Genomic DNA, 18662 nt, shown 5'->3' with positions numbered 1-18662 from the left:
ACGCATTAATAATCTAAGAAAGGAAACTTACCCACCATGTCTAGAAAAACCTTTGTGTATCCGCACCCTATCAACACATACATTATCAAGCAACTAGGGATTACTGTTGAAGAATTTTGTGAATTACACGCTTTCTCTCAAGGAACTGTTTCTTCTTGGATTACTCACAACAAAAAAATTGAAACACTTCCTATCTCATTTATTTATTCTCTTTCTCTGTCTGCCAGCAAAACTATGGATCAGGTTTATTCAGACCTTTTAAAACTGCAAGACGATTATTTGCTGCACCTGGAACGTTACAGACGTACTAAAAAAATTATTGATGATGAAGTTTAGTGTAACACGGGTTAACAATATTTCTATTTTTTTGTTCAATCAAAACCAAGTAACAGCAATTCTTATTTTTAGATTATTACACCTTAGGATTATCTGTACAAACCTATCTATAAATAACAAGTCGGTGAAAAATGCCTAGCTATTTATCCATTTCAACTTCTACATTTTGTTTCTTTCTATTACTTATATATCAATATTTATTATGTATTACTTACCACTTTTAATACATTTAGTTACTACCTTAAATCGTTTTATCTAGTACTTTTTCCCTATACTTATAACGTAAATAACGTTTTTATTTAGCTACTACCTATCAATATTTAGTTACTACTTTAATAGAATTTATCTACCACCTTTTATTAAAATTCATTACTTATACATCAGTATTTAATACATATTACTTCTTATTTACCTACTACTTTTATTATATTTAATTACCACCTTAAATCGTTTTAATTAGTTACTACTTTAATAGAATTTATCTACCACCTTCTATTAAAATTCATTACTTATACATCAGTATTTAATATATATTACTTCTTATTACCTGCCACTTTTATTGTATTTAATTACCACCTTAAATATATTTAAACATACGTAAGAAAGTGTGAAATTCAAAACTTATACTTTTCCTTATAGACTTAAAAAAAATCATTAAGTAATAAAAAAATACCTACCACTTTAAATAAATATGGTAGGTATTTTTTTATTTTCTTATTTTATCGTTGATTCCCCATTGTTTCTTTATATCAGTAAAAGTTTCTTGCTTTATTTCTTCAGACGAACGTATCACATTATTGTCTATATCTACATCAGGAATAATAGGATGGGCTTCTCTAAACAAATCTAGTTCAAGGGCAACAGAATTAAGTAAATCATTTTTATCTTCTTGAGAAAGATTTAATCGAATATATTCATTTAAAGCTTTTCGCAATAATTCGTCTTTTTTCATATTTGTTTCATACTTTTCAACCATGATGCTTGCTGTAGCATTAGTAAGGGCAGATAATTTAACGGATTGCATTGCAGCGTAAACTTTATCAAATTTTGTTATTGGGGCACCTTTTCTTTTCTTTCGAATAGGTACTTCATGAGTTACAGAGCTTGTTTTCTGGCTTCTGAAGGTACTATGAGTCTTAGGAATATTACTTATAGTTGTTTCTTTTGACTTCTCCTTTGATCGCTGCTTTATTTTATCTAGTCCTTTATTACTACTACCAAAGATACCTAAGTTTTTAATCTCAGCCATTCTTTAAACCTACCTTTCATACCAATGTTCATGTTCTTCTAATTCGTCCAAAATGTTGATAAATAATTCATGGCATTTCTTATCCCATTGCTTTAATTTTCCTTTTTTAGTTAATTCAGTAGTGATACCTGATCCATCATATCTTTTAAGTCGTGCATTTTTTAACACAACGTTTTTAATTAAGTGCTCTCCATAGATTTCCTGTGCTTGTTGATACATTTCTTTATCTACGGAATCACCGCTTTCTAACATAAATGGAACAACACCAGCAACTTTTAAATTTGTATCAAATTCATTAGTAAAGAAGTCCATATATTCCAAATACTGCATAGCATTACGCATAGATTTGACTTGAGTTTGTAACACAACAATAGCCCAATCAGCTATATACATAGCAGATTTACTATAAATAGAAATTGATGGAGGTACATCCAAATAAATGACATCAAAATCATTAAATAGAGGGGATAATTTTTCTTCCATGTATTTAAACTTATCAATTGAATTAGGAAATCTATCTTTAATCCAATCATCGTATAATTCAAACGACATATCCGCAGGTAATATATACAGATTTTCAATAATCTTATAAATAGCGTCATGTGGATCAACATTTGAAATAAGTACGTCAGTAATTGTATTTGTATATTCGATTAATTCGCCTTCCCCCCCGCCCTCATCTTTAGAAAAATTCATATGCGTTAAGTTCATAACATCAGAAGTATTTCCTTGCATATCTAAATCAATGATTAATGTTTTTAATTCCTTGAATTTTGCTGACTCAAATCCAAACATTTGAGCACAAGTACTTTTACCGACGCCACCTTTAAAGTTACCAATTACATATTTTTTTGCTACCATACATGCAACTTCCTCTCTAAGTACAATTTTACAAATATTATAACATACCACCTAAAATATAACTAGTTTAAATACCACCAAAAATATTTAAGGTAGTAATTAATTTCAATTAAATAATAATTACTGTGGTACTCAATTTATTTTAAGGTGGTAATTAATTATTTTACCTTTATATTTAAAGTGGTAGATAATTGGTTTTATTCTACAATAAGGTGGTAACTAATTATAATTGCAGTAGTAGGTAATACACATATTTTTATATTTAAAGGGGTAATTAAATAAATTAAAAGTGGTAACTAATTCATTTAATAACTTCCGTTATTACCAATAATTATACATTCACATACAAAAATAAGTGGTAATTAAATAAATTAAAAGTGGTAACTAATCATTCATTAAAAGTAGTAGGTAATTAACTTTATAGTAGAAGACAATTATACATTCAGGTAGTAACTAAATAAATTATTTTTATATTAATGGTGGTATGCAAATACTTATTTCATAAAATTGAGGTGGTAACTAAATAGTTTCTTTTTATAATTAAAGTGGTAACTAATTGAAATAGCTATTATTATTGCTTGCCAACGCCTTTTGTCTTTGATATTTTTAAATTGCTTACTATGTGATTAAAGTATATCTAATAAAGGAGTATCTAAAATAATGACGAATATTAAAGAACGGGGGTATAGTTATCAAAACAGCTACTCAGAGCTATTTTGGAAATTCCCACAGTTTCTGTTGAAAAATGAAAAATACAAATCTATGAAAGATAGTTCTAAGATTGCTTATATGCTTTTTAAAGACAAAATTTCTCTTGCTCTTACAAATAACTGGATTGACGAAAATGGAATGATTTATTTGATTTTTCAACAAAAGGATCTCATGGAAATGCTGAATTGCTATCAAGGAAAAGTTAAATCTACCCTAGACGAACTAGAAAAGTATGGCTTATTGGAAGTTGTCAGAGGAGGTTTTGATGCGAAAGCTGGAAAAAACATAGCAAACAAATATTATCTCTTACAGCCAGAGTTAAAAAAAGAAGATTTATACCTGTCAGCAAACACAAATACTGAACCCCTTGATAGTAATGGATATGCTGAAATCGCACGTCGTGAAAAAAACTCTGAACCCCTTGATAGTAGTGGATATGCTGAAATCGCACGTCGTGAAAAAAACTCTGAACCCCTTGATAGTAGTGGATATGCTGAAATCGCACAAGTAAAAGATAATATCTATATAAATAATTCTTTAGATACAATAGACACAAGAGATACGAAAAAAGAACGATTGCAACAACAATTATTGCTCGATCACTTTTCAGAAGTTCAAGAGAACACTTTCCTAAACAAAGATAGCTTAAAATTTATTGCTGCCTTTGCAAACACTATTCAAGAAGCCCATGAACAAGTAGGAACAATTATACGTGCAAAAACCAAAGTAGAAAAAGAATACAACATTGTTTTGATTGGAGAGGATTATCAAGAAGAAATTGACAAATGTTTGCGTCGTGTGATGCACAAAATCAAAACAGATTCTACTGTGAAAAGTCCAAAAGGTCTATTTTACATGTCTTTTTACAACTTATTTGTTGAATGTGCATTAGAGAAAAAAAGTCAGTTGAGCAAAAAAAGTAATTCCGACACACCAGGAGTAATGACTCATAATTGGGTGGAAAATCAATAAAACACCTTGCTACACAAGGTGTTTTACTTTAAATATTACGTTCTACAGTTTTGGGATAGTCTCCTGATGTTTTTTTATCTTCACTTCCTTCTGTGAGCATTTTTACTTCGCGACTCATTTGTTCTGCTAAATCCTTGTGACCATAGATGTTGATTGCATTGATTAATTCATCTATTTTAGCTAGTTTTTTTGGTGTTTGTTTTTTAATATAGTCTAAAAGTAGTTCTAAATAAGTTAATTGTAAATTAATAAGATATTGATTTTTTGGAATATTTTGTTTCCGAGCTTGTTTCAAATAAGCCTGAGCTTTTTCATATTTCTCTTCGTAAATTAATCTTGAAATGAAGTTAGGGTATGCTAGAAAAGCAACGTATAGAGTTTTTTTATCACGTGCTAAACTATGTTTTAAAGGAAATACATGTTGAAATATATTTTCCGTTTTGGATAATTCTGAAATTGGCAATTCAAATACAATATTGGAAAATACTCGGTAATCATAATAGGTGTAAAACTCTTGTGTTTCAAATTTTTTAGTAAACAATTTGTAAAAGTACTTATAATCTTCGTAAGTGAGAGGTGAAATTTCGTCATAAATATCACAAAAATAAATTTTGATATCTATGTACAAGCTAAATTCAGCTGTACTTTTATTTTCTTTATTGTCAAGAATAGAGTAGTATTCAATTATTTTCCGTTTATTGAAAATAAATTCTGGATCATCAAACGCATTACTAAGTAAACGCTCAACTTCCAAAATAAAGTTGTTTTGACCTTCTTGTAACTCCATAAATTTTAAAAATTCAGTTGGCGTTACTTCTAATTTTTCCAAGTAAGTTAACCATTCATTGAATCGAATGTTTCCTGTTGCTTCAATTTTGGCATATCTTGTTGGGCTTTCTCCCAATTCTTGTTGTGTTACTTTCCGGTTCTGTCTAAAGGCTTTTATTGCAGCAATTAATGCAGTGTTTTTCTCCAATACAATCACTCCCATGTTTTATACAAGTAAATAATATTACTGAATTTCATTTATTATTTTTTTTACAATATTTCCCCCCTTTTCCTAAAGATAAATTCTTTTTATACCAAGGTCGGTTAGCTATTAAACAGATTAATATTACATAGATAATATAAAAAACCTTATTTGAACGGTTAATAGTTCTTTATTTGGTTGATTTGACGCTATTTCTGCTTGATTCCATTGTACTTGATTACCTATAATTAAAGCAAGCAACAGCTTAAAATAAAAAAAGGAGGGAAAAAGATGTTTGGTTTGTTCATTACATCTATTAAGCCTTATGTAAATATTATTGGTGGATAGAATTGATTGGAAAAATATTCAAAATTATATTTGTTATAATTTATAAATTACAAATAATAGCATATATGATTTTATGCTATGGTAGAGCCGTGAGAAATTCAGTGAAATAGCGTGGTTTCTGGCATTAAACCATGCAACATAAAAAGTGAAATTAAATGAGTTATAAAAAATATTATTAAAAAACCTTGTAATGAATTTAAGGGTGTGCTATGATTTTTTTGTAAAAAAGAAAAAACAAATCATACATACTTAGAAAGTACATTACAGGCTTCTACGCTTGATCTAAGGTGAGAAGTTAGCAGATAAAAAAAAAGAACCTCTTCCATAGGGCTGGTAACCCTAGAGGGAAGTAAAACAATTCATATGCTTTAACCGGCATGAACTGTAAGGCTCTTTTTGTTGTAACTAATGTCACAACAAGTTGTATTATAGCAATTTTTTGCTAAAAAGAAAACGACTTTCGTTCGATTTTTAGTGATTCATATGGATTTCCTAAGATTAATTTTATAAATTTTTCAAAAAGAGATTCATAATTAGTTATAATAGGCTCAGGTGATATAGTGCTTCAAAGAGGATATTACGCAGTTCACGCGTAGTATCCTCTTTTTTTATCTGTTAACTTGTCAGAAATTTGAATGGAGGTGATGAAAGTTGCGAAAGAAATATTTAAAAAATTGCTCAAAAGATTTTATTTACAAAACTCATACGGTTAAAACGTTTGACAATGAGATTTATGTGAATGCCTGGAATGGTGATTTTATTTCAAGGAATGATCCAATGAAAACCGTAGCGGCTAAGGACTTATATTTCTTAGCAAAGAACTTAGAAAAAGACGGAATGATTGTTGCTTCACGCAAAAACGAGTTAGAGCCGCTTAGATTCTTAGAGAAGCCGGTTAAAATCAAACAACATGTTTAAAAATCTTTGTTACTAGGTTTCATTGATTAGTGAAACTTTCTTGTCTTGGAATTACTGCTCCTTGAAAAATAAATACACAAATGCAGAAATAAAAAGTAACTTGGTAACTGTCGCTGATTGCTCTCTGCACTAAAAAAGACAGTGGAGTAGCTTATGACAAGAGAGGCTATTCTAATTCTAGTAATCAAACCAGGTAAGCAGTAGTGGGGATTGATCGCTTGTTCCGGCAAGCCAGTTTCCTTTGCGGATGAAATAAACTGATACTTTTTTACTTATCGTGTCAAAAGTTTTGGCTTTAGGTTATGAACTAGAAGGAGGCTCCATTCCTGAAGTTGAGCGAGGTACGCTTTACCTGAAAGCGATATTCACTAATGAATGAAATTTAGTAACAAAAAAGGAGAAATTAATCATGGCATATATTACGAAACAAATGATTGTTGAACTAATTGACTACATGAAAGAGAACGGTAAAAAGAAATTATTGGTTGAGGATTACATTAAACAAACACAAAATGTGAAACATTGGACAACACAACGAAAAATAACATTGTATAAAGCGGTACATGAAACGAAAGCTTTATACAAAGATTATTGTCCCATCAAGAGGGAAGAGAAAGAAACACCTGAACTATATATGCGTGTCAGTTTAATCGGATAAAAAACATGTGACGAAAAGAACAAGCTATTGCTTGCGATAATAGATACATTTAGGTACGCTAAAATTACAAATCTTAGGAGGAAGAAGAAATGAGTGAAAAGCAAGGGTTTAAATTAAAGAAAAATCAAATTATTGGGGTATCAGTTGCAGCACTACTTTTAATTGGTGGTGGCTCTGTTTATGCAGTGAATAGCCAAAAGAAAGCACAAGCAGAAAAAATCGAGTTAGCAGAAAAGAAAGAAAAAGAGGACTACAAAAAATTATCGTTACAAGTCGACGACTCAGTGAAAAAAGCATATGACACGCGAAGTGCTAAAGACATTGAAATGGCTGAAACCATTATTAAAAAATTAAAAGAACAGGACCAAAAAGACCCAAAAGCGAAAATGACAAAACTTCATTCGTTTTTAGACTTGATTAAGAAAACAGATCAATTGTTAGCGACTGCTGAAAAATCTAAAAAAGATAGTGACATTAAAGCAGCTCAAAACAGCATTAACGAAGAAAAAGACGAATACTTGAAGAAAGATAAAGAAGCACACCAAAAACGCTTAGACAAGCTTAAACAAGGAATTAACGAGCAAAAAGACAAAGAACCAAAAGAGAAATCTGAAAAAGAAAAAGCGCAAAAGGCTGAAGAACAAAAACAACAGGCTGCAGCTGGAAACAATAAAGAAAATGCAACTAATCCGGCACAAGAAAACAAAGCTCAAAATGAAGCAGCAAACGGAACACCAGCTAACAATACAACTGGCCAAACAGAACAACCACAAGCACCAGCGGTAGAACAGCCAGTAGAACAACCGCAAGCACCTGCTGATAATGGCGGAGGGTATACACCAGCACCATCTGCAGGAAATGGTGGTGCTGGTGTAACACCGGAACAACCAAACCCAACACCTCCACCAGTTGACAATGGCGGTGGAAACTCTGGTGGTGGTAATACCGGTGGCGGAAATGTCACTCCTCCACCAAGTAATGAATATGATCCTATGACACCAGTTGGTTCAGGTGGATTATTTGGAAGTGCAGCTGAAGCTACAGCTGCTGGACAAGCAAAAGCACTGGAATTATCAAAACAAGGCCAAGGTGATTATAGAGTAGTAACCTGGGAAGTTAAATACACTGATGGACGTAGTGCCGGTTGGACATATGAGTTAGCTATTTAAAAAATTAATATAATACAAGAAGGCAACGATTGAAGAATACTCAATCGTTGCCTTTTTGTATTTTGAGGAGTGATGAGAAATGTTTTTTCCGAGAGATCCGCCTTCAGAAGAAGTGTAAATATAAAAATTAAAATTTTGAGGTGGAAAAATAATGAAAGACAGATTAAGTAAAGTAAAAAATAAGTTCCTTGTTCTGTTAGCTATGCTAACTATTGTAGGAGCGAATGTTGTACCTTCAACAATCGCTATGGCTGAAAGCTTTGATAATACTGAACAAGTGGATTCTTCTAGTGAGGTAGAAGAGAAAAAGATACCTGAAGAATCGACAGAATCTTCTAGTAAAGTTAATGAATCAACAACGATAGAAAGTACACAAAACACTCAGAAAGAGTTAGATAAAACGATAGGGGAAAGCATGAATAGCAATGACAGTCCTATTGATTCTACAACTAATTCAAGTGAAGCTACTGATACTGAAGCAACTTCTACAACTGAAGTAACGGAAGAAACACAAGAAAAAGTAGAAAGAACAGGGGAAGAATTAGCCAATCGTGATAATCCAACGGATGTACAAGGGTTGACGGATAACGAGATTATCTCATTAGCTAAATATTTGTATGGTGACTATGCTAAGAAAGATTCTTCTTTTGGCATGTCAGTAAAAAATGACAAGGGAGAAAGTATTGAAATTCCTTTTGAACGACGTACTCGTTTTGCTCGTTCTGTAGGTACTGAAGGTAATCCAGTATATGCTAGATATGACGTCAGTAAAGGTGCTTGGTCAGCGTGGGGTGACTTTTACCAACCTTTATACATTGATGGAAAACTAGCTTACTGTGTAGAGCCAGGGGTTGTGTTTGTACCAGGTGCGGGATTTACGCAACAAACAACTTTTAATGGCATGACACCAATTCAACGTGAAGCAATCAATACAGTAATGAATTTTGGGGCTAAAAAAGGCGATAGTGGTGAATACATTTTTGCAACAAATATGTACATTTGGGAAAAATTAGGGTGGTCAGTTTCAACTTCACTACCTGGTTATGCTAACTATAAACAACAAATTGAAAATAATATCGCTAACTTCAGGATTAAGCCTAGTTTTCATAAAAAAACTTACAATGTTAAAGTTGGTGAAACACTAAAAATTACAGATACAAATGGTGTATTAAACAATTTTTCAATTAAGAACAATCTTAATGCAAAAGTTGAGAAAAAAGGAAATGTATTAGAAATTACACCAAATGCAAACTCAAAAAATGGTGATTTAGACTTATTTAGAAATACATTTTACACAGATAGTCAGTTATTTTGGGTTAAACCTGGATCACAAGCAGTTTCTACCGGAGGAGTAGGAGACCCTACTGTAGGTTTTGTTAAGATTAACGTTATTAAAAATGGTAAAGCCAAAATTAAAAAAGTGGATGATAACGGAAACCCAGTGGCTGGGGCTAAATTTGAATTGAAAAATCTAGCGGACGGCTCTAAAAAAACAGCTACTACAAACAAAAACGGAGAGCTTGTATCAACAGAGTATACGGCAGATACGAACGTAGAAATGCGCGAAATCGAAGCTCCAGTAGGTTATTTATTAGACTCTACTGTTAAAAGAGTAAAGATTGTTGCTGGTAAAACAACAGAAGTGAAGTTTACAAATCCTAAAATGACCTTGAAAACAACAGCGACAGACAAAGAAGATAGTGACAAAGTGCTTTCCCCGGAAAAGAATGTCACAATTAAAGATAAAGTGAATTACACAAATCTTTATACTGACGGCCGAGAATACGTTGTTAAAGGAAAATTAATGGATAAAGCAACAAACAAACCATTACTAGTAAATGGAAAAGAAGTGACTTCAGAGAAGAAATTCAAACCAACAACTAAAAATGGCTTTGTTGAAGTAAGCTTCACCTTTGACGCGTCAGCTCTTGCTGGTAAAACAGTGGTTGTATTTGAAACACTGTATCAAAATAACAAAGAAATTGTTGTTCATGCGGATATTAATGACGTGCCGCAAACTGTCACATTTGACATTCCTAAAATTACAACAACTGCAGTCAATGAAGAAAACAATGGAAAAGAATTTGATCCCGAAGAAAAAGTCGTATTAAAAGATACAGTGGCTTATGAAGGATTACAACCAAACAAGTTATACAAAATGAATGGTAAATTGATGGATAAAGCAACAAATAAACCACTGTTAATCGATGGGGAAGAAGTAATCAGTGAAGCAACATTCAAACCCACAAAGGCTAAAGGAACAATTGATGTTACTTTTGAATTTGACGCACGCGAATTAAAAGGAAAAAAACTAGTTGTTTTTGAATATCTAAGCCGCCAACGCAGCGATTCAAAAGAATGGTATGACGTTGTTAAACATGCAGATATTAATGATAAAGGCCAAACTGTGAAAGTAAATAATCCTCAAATTCAAACAGAAGCGAATTTTGAGGAAGACGGTTCAAAAGTTTCTGATCCTTTAGCTGAAGTAACTATTGTTGACGTGGTATCTTTCAAAAATTTAATTCCAGGAAATACCTATGAATTAAAAGGTAAATTAATGGATAAAGCAACAAACAAACCATTGTTAATCGATGGGGAAGAAGTGACCGCTAGCAAACGTTTTACACCAACAACGTCTGAAGGTAGCGAAACGATTGAATTTAAAGTAAATGCGAAAGATTTACAAGGAAAAACAGTCGTTGTATTTGAAAATCTGTACAAAAATGAAACAGAAATTGCGATCCATGCAGACATTGAAGACGAAGGACAAACCGTTGCATTTACAGAGCCAAAACTAAAAACAACGGCGTTAGACAATGATTCTAACAGTCATTCTGCCGAAGCGTTAAAAGAAGTAACAATCACTGATACTGTTTCTTATTCAGATTTATTAGACGGAAAAGTGTACAACATTTCTGGTGTGGTAATGGATAAGAAAACAAACACTCCACTATTAATCGACGGAAAAGAAGTGCGAAATGAAGTGAATTTCATTGCTCGTGATGGAAAAGCAGAAATCATTGAAGACCAAAACGACGCAACAGATTCTGAACAACAAGGTGAGACGGATAAACCAGCAATGAGAGCTGCTGCTGTACAAATTAATCGCGTTTCAGGAACGGTTGAAGTGACATTCACAATGAATGCTGAACAGTTAAAAGGAAAGGCAGTTGTTATTTTTGAAACATTAACACGTGAAAACACTGAAATTGCTGTTCACAACGACATTGACGATGAAGGACAAACTGTTACATTCACAGAGCCAAAACTAAAAACTACAGCGATTAATCAAGATTCAGGTGATCATAAAGCGGATGCTTTAGAAAAAGTGACAATCACTGATACTGTTTCTTACAGTGATTTAATCGAAGGTAAAACCTATGAATTAGCAGGTATTTTAATGGATAAGGCGACAAACAAACCATTGTTAGTCAACGGAAAAGAAGTCCGTAATTCATTGAAATTTATCGCACGTAATGGAAAAGCAGAAATTGTCACCACTGAAGCAAAAGTGAAAACTGCAGAAAAACAACAATCACCGTTAGTAACTGGAACGGTGGATCTGTCATTTGAATTAAACGCGAAAGACTTGCAAGGAAAAGAAACTGTTGTTTTTGAAACCTTGACACGAAATGAAACTGAAGTCGCAGTTCATGCCGATATTCACGATAAAGACCAAACCATCGAATTTAATAAACCGACATTAAAAACTACGGCTACAATCAATAACGACAAGCTAGGTGTTTCTGGCGGACAAATGACCATTAATGATAAAGTGAAATACACGAATTTAACACCAGGTAAAACTTACACAGTTAAAGGTAAGTTGATGGATAAAACGACGAATAAACCATTTGTCGTTAATGGTAAAGAAGTGCAAGCAGTTAAAACGTTTGTACCAAAAACCGCAAATGGCGAAGTAATTGTTCCATTTACGTTTGATTCTAAAGGAATTACTTCAGAAGTTCACGTGGTTGTTTTTGAAGACCTATATCGTGACAATTTAAAATTAACAACACACGCAGATATTAATGATTTAGCTCAAACAGTTCGTATTGTACCACCAACTAAATTCTTGCCAAAAACGGGCGAACAAAAAGGAATTCTATTTACTATTCTAGGATTCATTTTATTAGCAGGCGCAGCATATCTTGTAACAACCAAACGAAAACAGAATAACTAACCACAGACAGAAAAGCTCTCTTTTGTGTCTTTTTTTGTGTCAAAAAGTGAACGTCAAAAACAGGATGAGGTGATACAGTGGATTTATTTTTATATACACCGGAACTAAAGGAATACTTTTTGTTTGATCAAACAGGTCGTGCAAGTGAAATCATTATCCCAAAAGGAAAACTACAAGAGTTAAAAGGAAATAAAATTTTTAATGAAGAGAATCTAAGTGAATACACGCGTATTATTTTAACTTTTGGGAAACAAAAAGTTCCTGTAAAGTTAGAAAAAGGCTCAGGAGAGATTGTAAGAAATCTACCTATAAAAGGCAACAAACAATTAAAAAATCAAGCAGTATTGAAGTTTAAAATTTCAGACGAATCACATTTTTCAATTGCAAAACTAAATTACTTTGCTAAAAAAGAATCAGATTGGAAAGAACGATTTATAGACAGCATTGAGTTTAGTTAAATACAAAATTAGGAGGGGAATCAGTGAGGAAACTAATTACTATTTATTCGACGATTCTTTTAATTTCTACTGCAGTTCCAATCACTGCTTTTGCAGACGAAACGAGCAATGAAACGGAAACAATGGAATCTAGTCAAGTAGTAGACGAAACGAAACCAAGTGAAACGATGGAAGCAACAAGTGAGACACAGCAAACTGAAACGTCGGAAACCTCTGGTAGTACTGAAAAGACAGTTGAAACAACGGAGAGTTCAGAACAATCAACAAGTACAACTGAAACTGTTTCAGACAGTTCCAAAGAACAACCTGTTGCAACCGATGAAACACAACCACCGATAATTGTTCCAGAAACCACGCCTAGTGTTTCAATGGAACAAGAAATCGTTTCAAGTGAAACACCCAATGAAACAGTCGCACAAGAACCAGCTGTAACAATCCCTTACAGCACAGAAACTATTCATTTTGAAAAAGTGAAAAGTACAGAAGAGTTTGTTTTACAGATCGGTGAAACCGCAAGAGACGTCGCAAAAGACAACGATTTGTTCGCAAGTGTCATGATTGCGCAAGCCATTTTAGAAAGTGGTAGTGGTAGCAGTGAATTAAGCCGTGAACCAAATTACAATTTGTTTGGAATTAAGGGCGATTTTAACGGCCAATCTGTTTCGTTTCTGACAGCTGAAGACGACGGAACAGGTCAGCTATATTCTATTCAATCAAACTTTAGAAAATATCCGAGTTATAAAGAATCATTCGAGGACTATGCAAAGCTCTTAAAAGACGGTGTGAGCTGGAACACAGCGATTTACACAGGAACACATAAAAGTGTAGCGAAAACATACGAAAACGCCACACAGGCGTTAACAGGAACGTATGCGACCGATACTCAATACAATCAAAAATTAAACGGTTTGATTGAAACGTATCACTTAACTGAATTTGACCAGGAGAAAACAATTACGCCGACTGAATCAGATTTCCCTGATTACAACGGTGTAAATTACGATTCAGGAAATAGCTATGCCTGGGGGAATTGTACGCAATATGTATACAACCGAATCACTCAATTAGGAAAACATATCGATCTAACCATGGGCAATGGCCAAGATTGGGCAGAAACAGGCCGTGCGCGTGGCTATGAAGTCACAAGAACACCAAAAGCCGGCACAGCTGTTTCATTTCCTGCAGGTGTATTAGGCGCAGACAGCACTTATGGTCACGTCGCATTTGTGGAGAAAGTGAACAAGGACGGTAGTATCTTAATTTCTGAAATGAACGTAAAAGGGTTAAACGTGGTTTCTACACGAACAATTTCAGCTGAAAATACAAGCATGTTGTCCTATATACAGCCTAAATAGCTGAAAGGAGAAACCCGATGGACAATTATTTGTATAACATTTTTGATGCTATTGCCGCAGGGATATCGTTGTTTATTTTGTATTCAATAGTCGATTTTTTATGTTCTTTAAATTTTTGGAAAAAAGATAAGGATAGGTGAAATATGAAAAAGAAGAGTAATCCTTCTGAGTTTTGGATTTATTTGCAAAGAGAATATTTTTCTAGATTCCCTGACGCAAATAATGATGACGTAAAAGAATTTATGATTCGATTTAATAAAACTGAAGGAACAGAAAAGAATATTGAAGCTCTGTTTGAAGAAGAACAAAAACGCAGAGAAAATTAATCAATTAAATAAGAAATAATCATAAGGAGTGGTATTATATGACAGATTCACAAAAGAAATTACTAAAATTCAAGAAAAAACATGTCTTAATCGGCTTGTTTTCAGTAGGTATTTTAGGAAGTGGAATAGCTTATTCAGCTATGACTTTTAATGAACCCAAAAATGAATCAAGTATTGAACAAAAGCAGGAAAAAGAATCTAATAAGACTACGCCTGCATGGGAATCGAAAGTAGAAAAGAAGGAAGAACCAAAGAAAAAAAATAAAACAAAAGATTCTTTAACTGAGTACGTGGAATCAAAAGAGGAAATAAATAATGTTACTTCTGAGAACCAAACAACATTTCCTTCAAGACAAAATCTTGTAGCACAATTGAATAGTGCGCTAGACACGCAGGAAAAGAAAGAATCCAAACGTGCAAGCGATCAGACTATTTTAGATTCTGTAACAAATAGTCCTATTTTTAAACCTTCAGTACCCAAACGACCAGAATTACCAAATGATAAAGAGAAACCAACGATTCCAGACGATAAAGAAAAACCAACACCTAATCCTACGCCAACACCAAAACCAGATCCGGAACCGATACCAGAGCCAACGCCAGACCCGGACCCTAACCCTACACCACCCCCTGTAGTTGAAACAGATTATTCTGTTCTTTCAACATTAACAGAACAAGCAAGTGGTATTGAATTATCAGCTTATTTAGCTTCAAGTACCGAACCGTTTAAATTAGAACTGGTTGTATCTAAAAGAATGCTGAATGATAAAAATAGCACACAGGAAGCGGTGAATTTGCAAGTCTCTCGTTTACAGTCTGCAATTGACAATTTAATTTTGAAAGGTGATAAAAAATTATTAAACGCAACGTATCAATTAAGCTTATTGATTAAAACAGATATTTATACAGAAGATACAGTAGCTACGTTAGTTACAGCACAGGAAAATGCAAAAAAAGTCCTTGATGATCAAGAAGTTTCTCAACAACAAGTTGATGAAGTAAAAAGTCATTTGCAAACGGCAATTGATAGTTTGAAAGAAAAAGAAGAACCTAATTTGAGTTTGGTATATTTACAACGATTAGTTGAAAAAGCAACTGGTATTGATACAACGCTATTCACTGAATGTACAGTCACTGTATTTGAAGGTAAACTAAACGAAGTAAAAGCGTATATTGCTGCTAACAATATTACTAAGGAAGATAACGAACGACTTCTCAATGAATTACAACAAGCAATGGATCAATTACAGAAAAAAGCAGACACAACTAAACTAACCGAACTATTGGCTACTATAGAGGGAATTGACCGTACAAAATATACCGAGGAAAGCCTGCAGTTACTCGATACTAAAGTCAGTTATGTACTGGTCGAACTTGAAAATAAAGAAATCACTCAAAATCAAGTAGATAACTTATATGATGAGTTGCAACAAGTATTTAGCCAATTAGTTGAAAAAGTTGATACTCCTTCTGAAAGTGAAACAAGCACGCTTTAAAAGCTTTTTACATTTTGAAAGGAGGTGAACTTATGAATGAAAAGGAACTTGCCATAAAAAAATGGTTATGTAATATGTTAGACAAGGTTTATTTGGATGCAGATGCATATAAAAACTTTTTTATCCGAGTTTTACCAAAAGAACGAAAACGAGTAGTAGGGAATTACTTTTCTGTTGAAAGAGTGATTGAAGTAAGTAATCTTCTACGTTCACCAGAAGAAATTGCATTAACAATACTTAAACTTTTAGCAAAGCATATTGTCGTTGTAAATAAGGAACTCTTTGGACAAGAAGAAGTAGAAGAAACGATATGTAAAGAATTGCTGTCTGAACTTTTGAAAGAAGGGACCTTACACCTAACAGAATTAGAAGGTATCGTTCCTACAGGAAAGTTAGAGAAAGAAATCTCCATGTATGATGACGTATCTACATGGGTAGAGAATATGCCAAAGGAAGTCTTTTGTATTTTAGTTCAAAATAGCTATTCGATAAAAGGTGAACTCAGAAAAAGTGGCTATAAGTGGCTTTCGTCTAGGCAAGCATGGGCTAAATCATATCAAGAAAATACAGAAATTGAAAAAGAAAAAAATCGCTTATGGGCATTAAGTAGTGAGGTAGATATTCGTATCGAGACTCCTATTCAGTGCCTTTTTAGTTTTGATTATTTTCTTGCTGTTAAGTCTGATGAGAACCAAAATGAACAATTAGAAAGTATTGGTTTCTTATACGGAAATTATGGTTTCAAGAAAAAATATGTAAAGCGTGTGCCTGTAAAGAATTTTTCAAAAGAAAGAGAACGATTGGCAAAATTAGAAATTCCTTTTGAACTAGTAGTTCCAAAAGAAAGGCAAGTAATTTATTAATTATCTAAAAATAAAGTATCGTTTAGCAAAAAAAGGATACTCAGGAGGAATAGTATGGCAGTAAAAATTGATGGAACAATAAAAAAACGTGTTCAATCTTTAATGGCATTAAATGGTCAATCTTATGAAGAATGGCTAAACACTCAGCATCAAAATTATTTAAATGAGCAAGCAGAAGTCATAGATAGATTGCTAAAAAAAGAATTGGAACGAAAAAAACAAGAACAAACTAAGAACAAAAGTAATCAAAATATTCCAGGAGGAAATCAACATGAAAAACAAAATTAAGAAAAAAACACAGTATTTTATTGCTGTAATTCAAACCATTATTGGTCTTGGGTGGATTGAAGTGAGTACGATGATGCCAGTATTTGCAGACGTGGAACAGACGATTAAAGGCGTTGAAGGTGGACTAGGAACGGAGCTGAAAAGGTTCGCTAATCCGGCATTAGGTATAGCAGTACTCATTTATGGAGGCGCTCGATTTATGGGTCATGATATCGCACAGTGGGCAAAAAAATGGGTTTTTGGTGCATTTGTTGGTGCAGCAATTATTGTGAACTTTACATGGATCAAAGATACTGTTTGGGGCTGGTTAGGAGGTTGATTTTTAGATGACTGTAGAAGTGGAGATTTTATCGTCCAACGTTGAAGTCTTAGAAAAGCAGCCACCGTTGGAGTTACTTCCCTTCACAGATTTTATTGAAATCACAAGATGTATGTATGTAAAGGAGATAGTAACTTTCCAACTATTAGAAGTCGGTGGAGATCCATTTTATCGAGGAACTTTTGAAAAATTAAATGATGAATGGACGTTAGAACAAGATATTCGTCAAAAGTTAAATCAATTGGTAAAGAAAAAGAAAATGCGGATAGAACAAGCAGAAGAGCTTTTTCAAAAAATCAATATTGAACCAAATGATTTAAGTAAGAAATTTAATAATAAGTTATCCAATATAAAAAGACCAAAATCAAATAAAAGTGGAAGAAAACCACGTTCTAGTTTTAGAACGTGGTATCTTTCTAAACACAAGCCAATATACTTAAAGGTAGGTTTAATTGTTGTTATTAGCGTGATTCTTTTTTCAGGGGTATTTTTTGTTATGAAGCCTAAAACTACCACGGCAAAAAAAGATATATCTTTTGAACAACTATTATCAGACCAAAAGTTTTATAACGCTATAAAAGCATACCCGGAAAAAGAGCAGGAAATTGTTGAAGAAGCATATAGAAAAGAAGATAAAAAGAGTCTTGAACAACTAACTGAGGAGAGCAAAACCGAGTTACCTTCTTTTTATCTAGCATTTTTAGAGAATGATTGGAAGACAGTCACTTCATTAAAAAATTTACCGCAAGATTCAGATATTCTAGCCATGAAGGGATATGCATTTTTGAAACAAGGAAAATTAGAAGAAGCTAAGCTTATCAATAAAGAAATGGAGAATAAAACCTTAGCTAATCAAATAAAAGATTATCAAAAGGACCAAGCATATCAAGCCATTCACAAAGAAGATATAGCGAATGCTGAAAAAATCAACAAAGAAATCAACGATCCTCAATTATCAGAAGATATAAAAATCGCTAAGAGCATAGTTAATCTCTTGAAAAAATATCAAACTGACCAAAATAATAAAGGCTTATCTGAAAATGAAAGAAAAGAAGCAAGTAAAAATTATGAGTTGTGGAAGAAAAACTTGCAACAAGTGGGTAATGAATAAAATGAATTTTAAGTCAAAGAGTAGATTCAACTGTAAGAATGATGAAAATTTATGTAGCAAAATTATGA

Annotated in this window: 17 protein-coding genes; 14 read left to right on the top strand and 3 right to left on the bottom strand. The window is 33.0% G+C overall.

Features of this window, described 5'->3' with window-relative positions; genetic code table 11:
• Positions 1 to 36: 36 nt before the first annotated feature.
• Positions 37 to 336, top strand: coding sequence for a type III secretion system protein PrgN (locus tag IGJ52_RS13640; RefSeq protein WP_438792205.1), 300 nt, complete (start codon positions 37 to 39; stop codon positions 334 to 336).
• A 706-nt stretch (positions 337 to 1042) separates the two neighbouring features.
• On the opposite strand, the gene IGJ52_RS13635 is transcribed toward IGJ52_RS13640, so the two are convergent.
• Both IGJ52_RS13635 and IGJ52_RS13630 read right to left on the bottom strand, forming a co-directional pair.
• Entirely contained in the window at positions 1043 to 1585 is a 543-nt protein-coding gene (locus IGJ52_RS13635) for a hypothetical protein (RefSeq protein WP_086318243.1), read from the bottom strand.
• 9 nt (positions 1586 to 1594) lie between these two features.
• The gene (locus tag IGJ52_RS13630; protein WP_438771617.1) at positions 1595 to 2446 is read right to left on the bottom strand and encodes a ParA family protein; all 852 of its coding nucleotides are present in this window, start codon (positions 2444 to 2446) and stop codon (positions 1595 to 1597) included.
• 660 nt (positions 2447 to 3106) lie between these two features.
• On the opposite strand from IGJ52_RS13630, the gene IGJ52_RS13625 reads away from it, so the two are divergent.
• Positions 3107 to 4129 carry a replication initiator protein A gene (locus IGJ52_RS13625; protein ID WP_438771618.1) on the top strand — a complete coding sequence of 341 codons (1023 nt, stop codon included), beginning with the start codon at positions 3107 to 3109 and terminating at the stop codon, positions 4127 to 4129.
• A gap of 28 nt (positions 4130 to 4157) precedes the next feature.
• Here IGJ52_RS13625 and IGJ52_RS13620 read toward each other — a convergent pair whose 3' ends face one another.
• On the bottom strand, positions 4158 to 5105 hold the full coding sequence (locus IGJ52_RS13620) for a helix-turn-helix domain-containing protein (RefSeq protein ID WP_438771620.1): 948 nt from the start codon (positions 5103 to 5105) through the stop codon (positions 4158 to 4160).
• Between the two features lie 993 nt (positions 5106 to 6098).
• Here IGJ52_RS13620 and IGJ52_RS13615 point away from each other — a divergent pair.
• From IGJ52_RS13615 to IGJ52_RS13560, 12 genes are all read left to right on the top strand, one after another.
• Complete coding sequence (locus IGJ52_RS13615; protein WP_438792204.1) at positions 6099 to 6365, top strand: hypothetical protein; 267 nt, start codon at positions 6099 to 6101, stop codon at positions 6363 to 6365.
• Between the two features lie 409 nt (positions 6366 to 6774).
• Positions 6775 to 7023 carry a hypothetical protein gene (locus IGJ52_RS13610; RefSeq protein ID WP_010815338.1) on the top strand — a complete coding sequence of 83 codons (249 nt, stop codon included), beginning with the start codon at positions 6775 to 6777 and terminating at the stop codon, positions 7021 to 7023.
• A gap of 89 nt (positions 7024 to 7112) precedes the next feature.
• A complete protein-coding gene (locus tag IGJ52_RS13605; RefSeq protein WP_438792203.1) occupies positions 7113 to 8192 on the top strand; it encodes a hypothetical protein in 1080 nt (359 codons plus the stop codon).
• 151 nt (positions 8193 to 8343) lie between these two features.
• A complete protein-coding gene (locus IGJ52_RS13600; protein WP_438792202.1) occupies positions 8344 to 12378 on the top strand; it encodes a VaFE repeat-containing surface-anchored protein in 4035 nt (1344 codons plus the stop codon).
• Positions 12379 to 12455: 77 nt separating this feature from the next.
• Positions 12456 to 12836: a hypothetical protein gene (locus IGJ52_RS13595; RefSeq protein ID WP_010815341.1), complete on the top strand. Its 381-nt coding sequence runs from the start codon at positions 12456 to 12458 to the stop codon at positions 12834 to 12836.
• Between the two features lie 23 nt (positions 12837 to 12859).
• A complete protein-coding gene (locus tag IGJ52_RS13590) occupies positions 12860 to 14191 on the top strand; it encodes a glucosaminidase domain-containing protein (protein WP_438792201.1) in 1332 nt (443 codons plus the stop codon).
• Between the two features lie 143 nt (positions 14192 to 14334).
• The gene (locus tag IGJ52_RS13585) at positions 14335 to 14517 is read left to right on the top strand and encodes a hypothetical protein (RefSeq protein WP_208787180.1); all 183 of its coding nucleotides are present in this window, start codon (positions 14335 to 14337) and stop codon (positions 14515 to 14517) included.
• A gap of 38 nt (positions 14518 to 14555) precedes the next feature.
• Positions 14556 to 16013, top strand: coding sequence for a hypothetical protein (locus tag IGJ52_RS13580; protein ID WP_438792200.1), 1458 nt, complete (start codon positions 14556 to 14558; stop codon positions 16011 to 16013).
• A gap of 32 nt (positions 16014 to 16045) precedes the next feature.
• Positions 16046 to 16876: a hypothetical protein gene (locus IGJ52_RS13575; protein ID WP_438792199.1), complete on the top strand. Its 831-nt coding sequence runs from the start codon at positions 16046 to 16048 to the stop codon at positions 16874 to 16876.
• A 54-nt stretch (positions 16877 to 16930) separates the two neighbouring features.
• Positions 16931 to 17164, top strand: a complete 234-nt coding sequence (locus IGJ52_RS13570; RefSeq protein ID WP_208787177.1) for a hypothetical protein — start codon at positions 16931 to 16933, stop codon at positions 17162 to 17164.
• Complete coding sequence (locus IGJ52_RS13565; protein WP_173950813.1) at positions 17148 to 17483, top strand: hypothetical protein; 336 nt, start codon at positions 17148 to 17150, stop codon at positions 17481 to 17483. The genes IGJ52_RS13570 and IGJ52_RS13565 overlap by 17 nt, the downstream gene beginning before the upstream one ends.
• Positions 17484 to 17490: 7 nt before the next feature.
• Complete coding sequence (locus IGJ52_RS13560) at positions 17491 to 18594, top strand: hypothetical protein (RefSeq protein WP_173950812.1); 1104 nt, start codon at positions 17491 to 17493, stop codon at positions 18592 to 18594.
• The last annotated feature ends 68 nt before the right edge of the window (positions 18595 to 18662 follow it).

Source organism: Enterococcus sp. DIV1758, assembly GCF_051711985.1.
GTDB classification, from domain to species: Bacteria; Bacillota; Bacilli; order Lactobacillales; family Enterococcaceae; genus Enterococcus; species Enterococcus faecalis.
The sequence above is the reverse complement of the archived record's forward strand: the minus strand, read 5'-3'. Positions and strand labels throughout refer to the sequence as shown.

What these genes read in the sequence shown, in the direction of transcription:
- IGJ52_RS13640 (WP_438792205.1), top strand. Translation starts at nt 37, where the DNA reads ATGTCTAGAAAAACCTTTGTGTATCCGCACCCTATCAACACATACATT.
- IGJ52_RS13635 (WP_086318243.1), bottom strand. Translation starts at nt 1,585, where the DNA reads ATGGCTGAGATTAAAAACTTAGGTATCTTTGGTAGTAGTAATAAAGGA.
- IGJ52_RS13630 (WP_438771617.1), bottom strand. Translation starts at nt 2,446, where the DNA reads ATGGTAGCAAAAAAATATGTAATTGGTAACTTTAAAGGTGGCGTCGGT.
- IGJ52_RS13625 (WP_438771618.1), top strand. Translation starts at nt 3,107, where the DNA reads ATGACGAATATTAAAGAACGGGGGTATAGTTATCAAAACAGCTACTCA.
- IGJ52_RS13610 (WP_010815338.1), top strand. Translation starts at nt 6,775, where the DNA reads ATGGCATATATTACGAAACAAATGATTGTTGAACTAATTGACTACATG.
- IGJ52_RS13605 (WP_438792203.1), top strand. Translation starts at nt 7,113, where the DNA reads ATGAGTGAAAAGCAAGGGTTTAAATTAAAGAAAAATCAAATTATTGGG.
- IGJ52_RS13600 (WP_438792202.1), top strand. Translation starts at nt 8,344, where the DNA reads ATGAAAGACAGATTAAGTAAAGTAAAAAATAAGTTCCTTGTTCTGTTA.
- IGJ52_RS13585 (WP_208787180.1), top strand. Translation starts at nt 14,335, where the DNA reads ATGAAAAAGAAGAGTAATCCTTCTGAGTTTTGGATTTATTTGCAAAGA.
- IGJ52_RS13580 (WP_438792200.1), top strand. Translation starts at nt 14,556, where the DNA reads ATGACAGATTCACAAAAGAAATTACTAAAATTCAAGAAAAAACATGTC.
- IGJ52_RS13575 (WP_438792199.1), top strand. Translation starts at nt 16,046, where the DNA reads ATGAATGAAAAGGAACTTGCCATAAAAAAATGGTTATGTAATATGTTA.
- IGJ52_RS13570 (WP_208787177.1), top strand. Translation starts at nt 16,931, where the DNA reads ATGGCAGTAAAAATTGATGGAACAATAAAAAAACGTGTTCAATCTTTA.
- IGJ52_RS13565 (WP_173950813.1), top strand. Translation starts at nt 17,148, where the DNA reads ATGAAAAACAAAATTAAGAAAAAAACACAGTATTTTATTGCTGTAATT.
- IGJ52_RS13560 (WP_173950812.1), top strand. Translation starts at nt 17,491, where the DNA reads ATGACTGTAGAAGTGGAGATTTTATCGTCCAACGTTGAAGTCTTAGAA.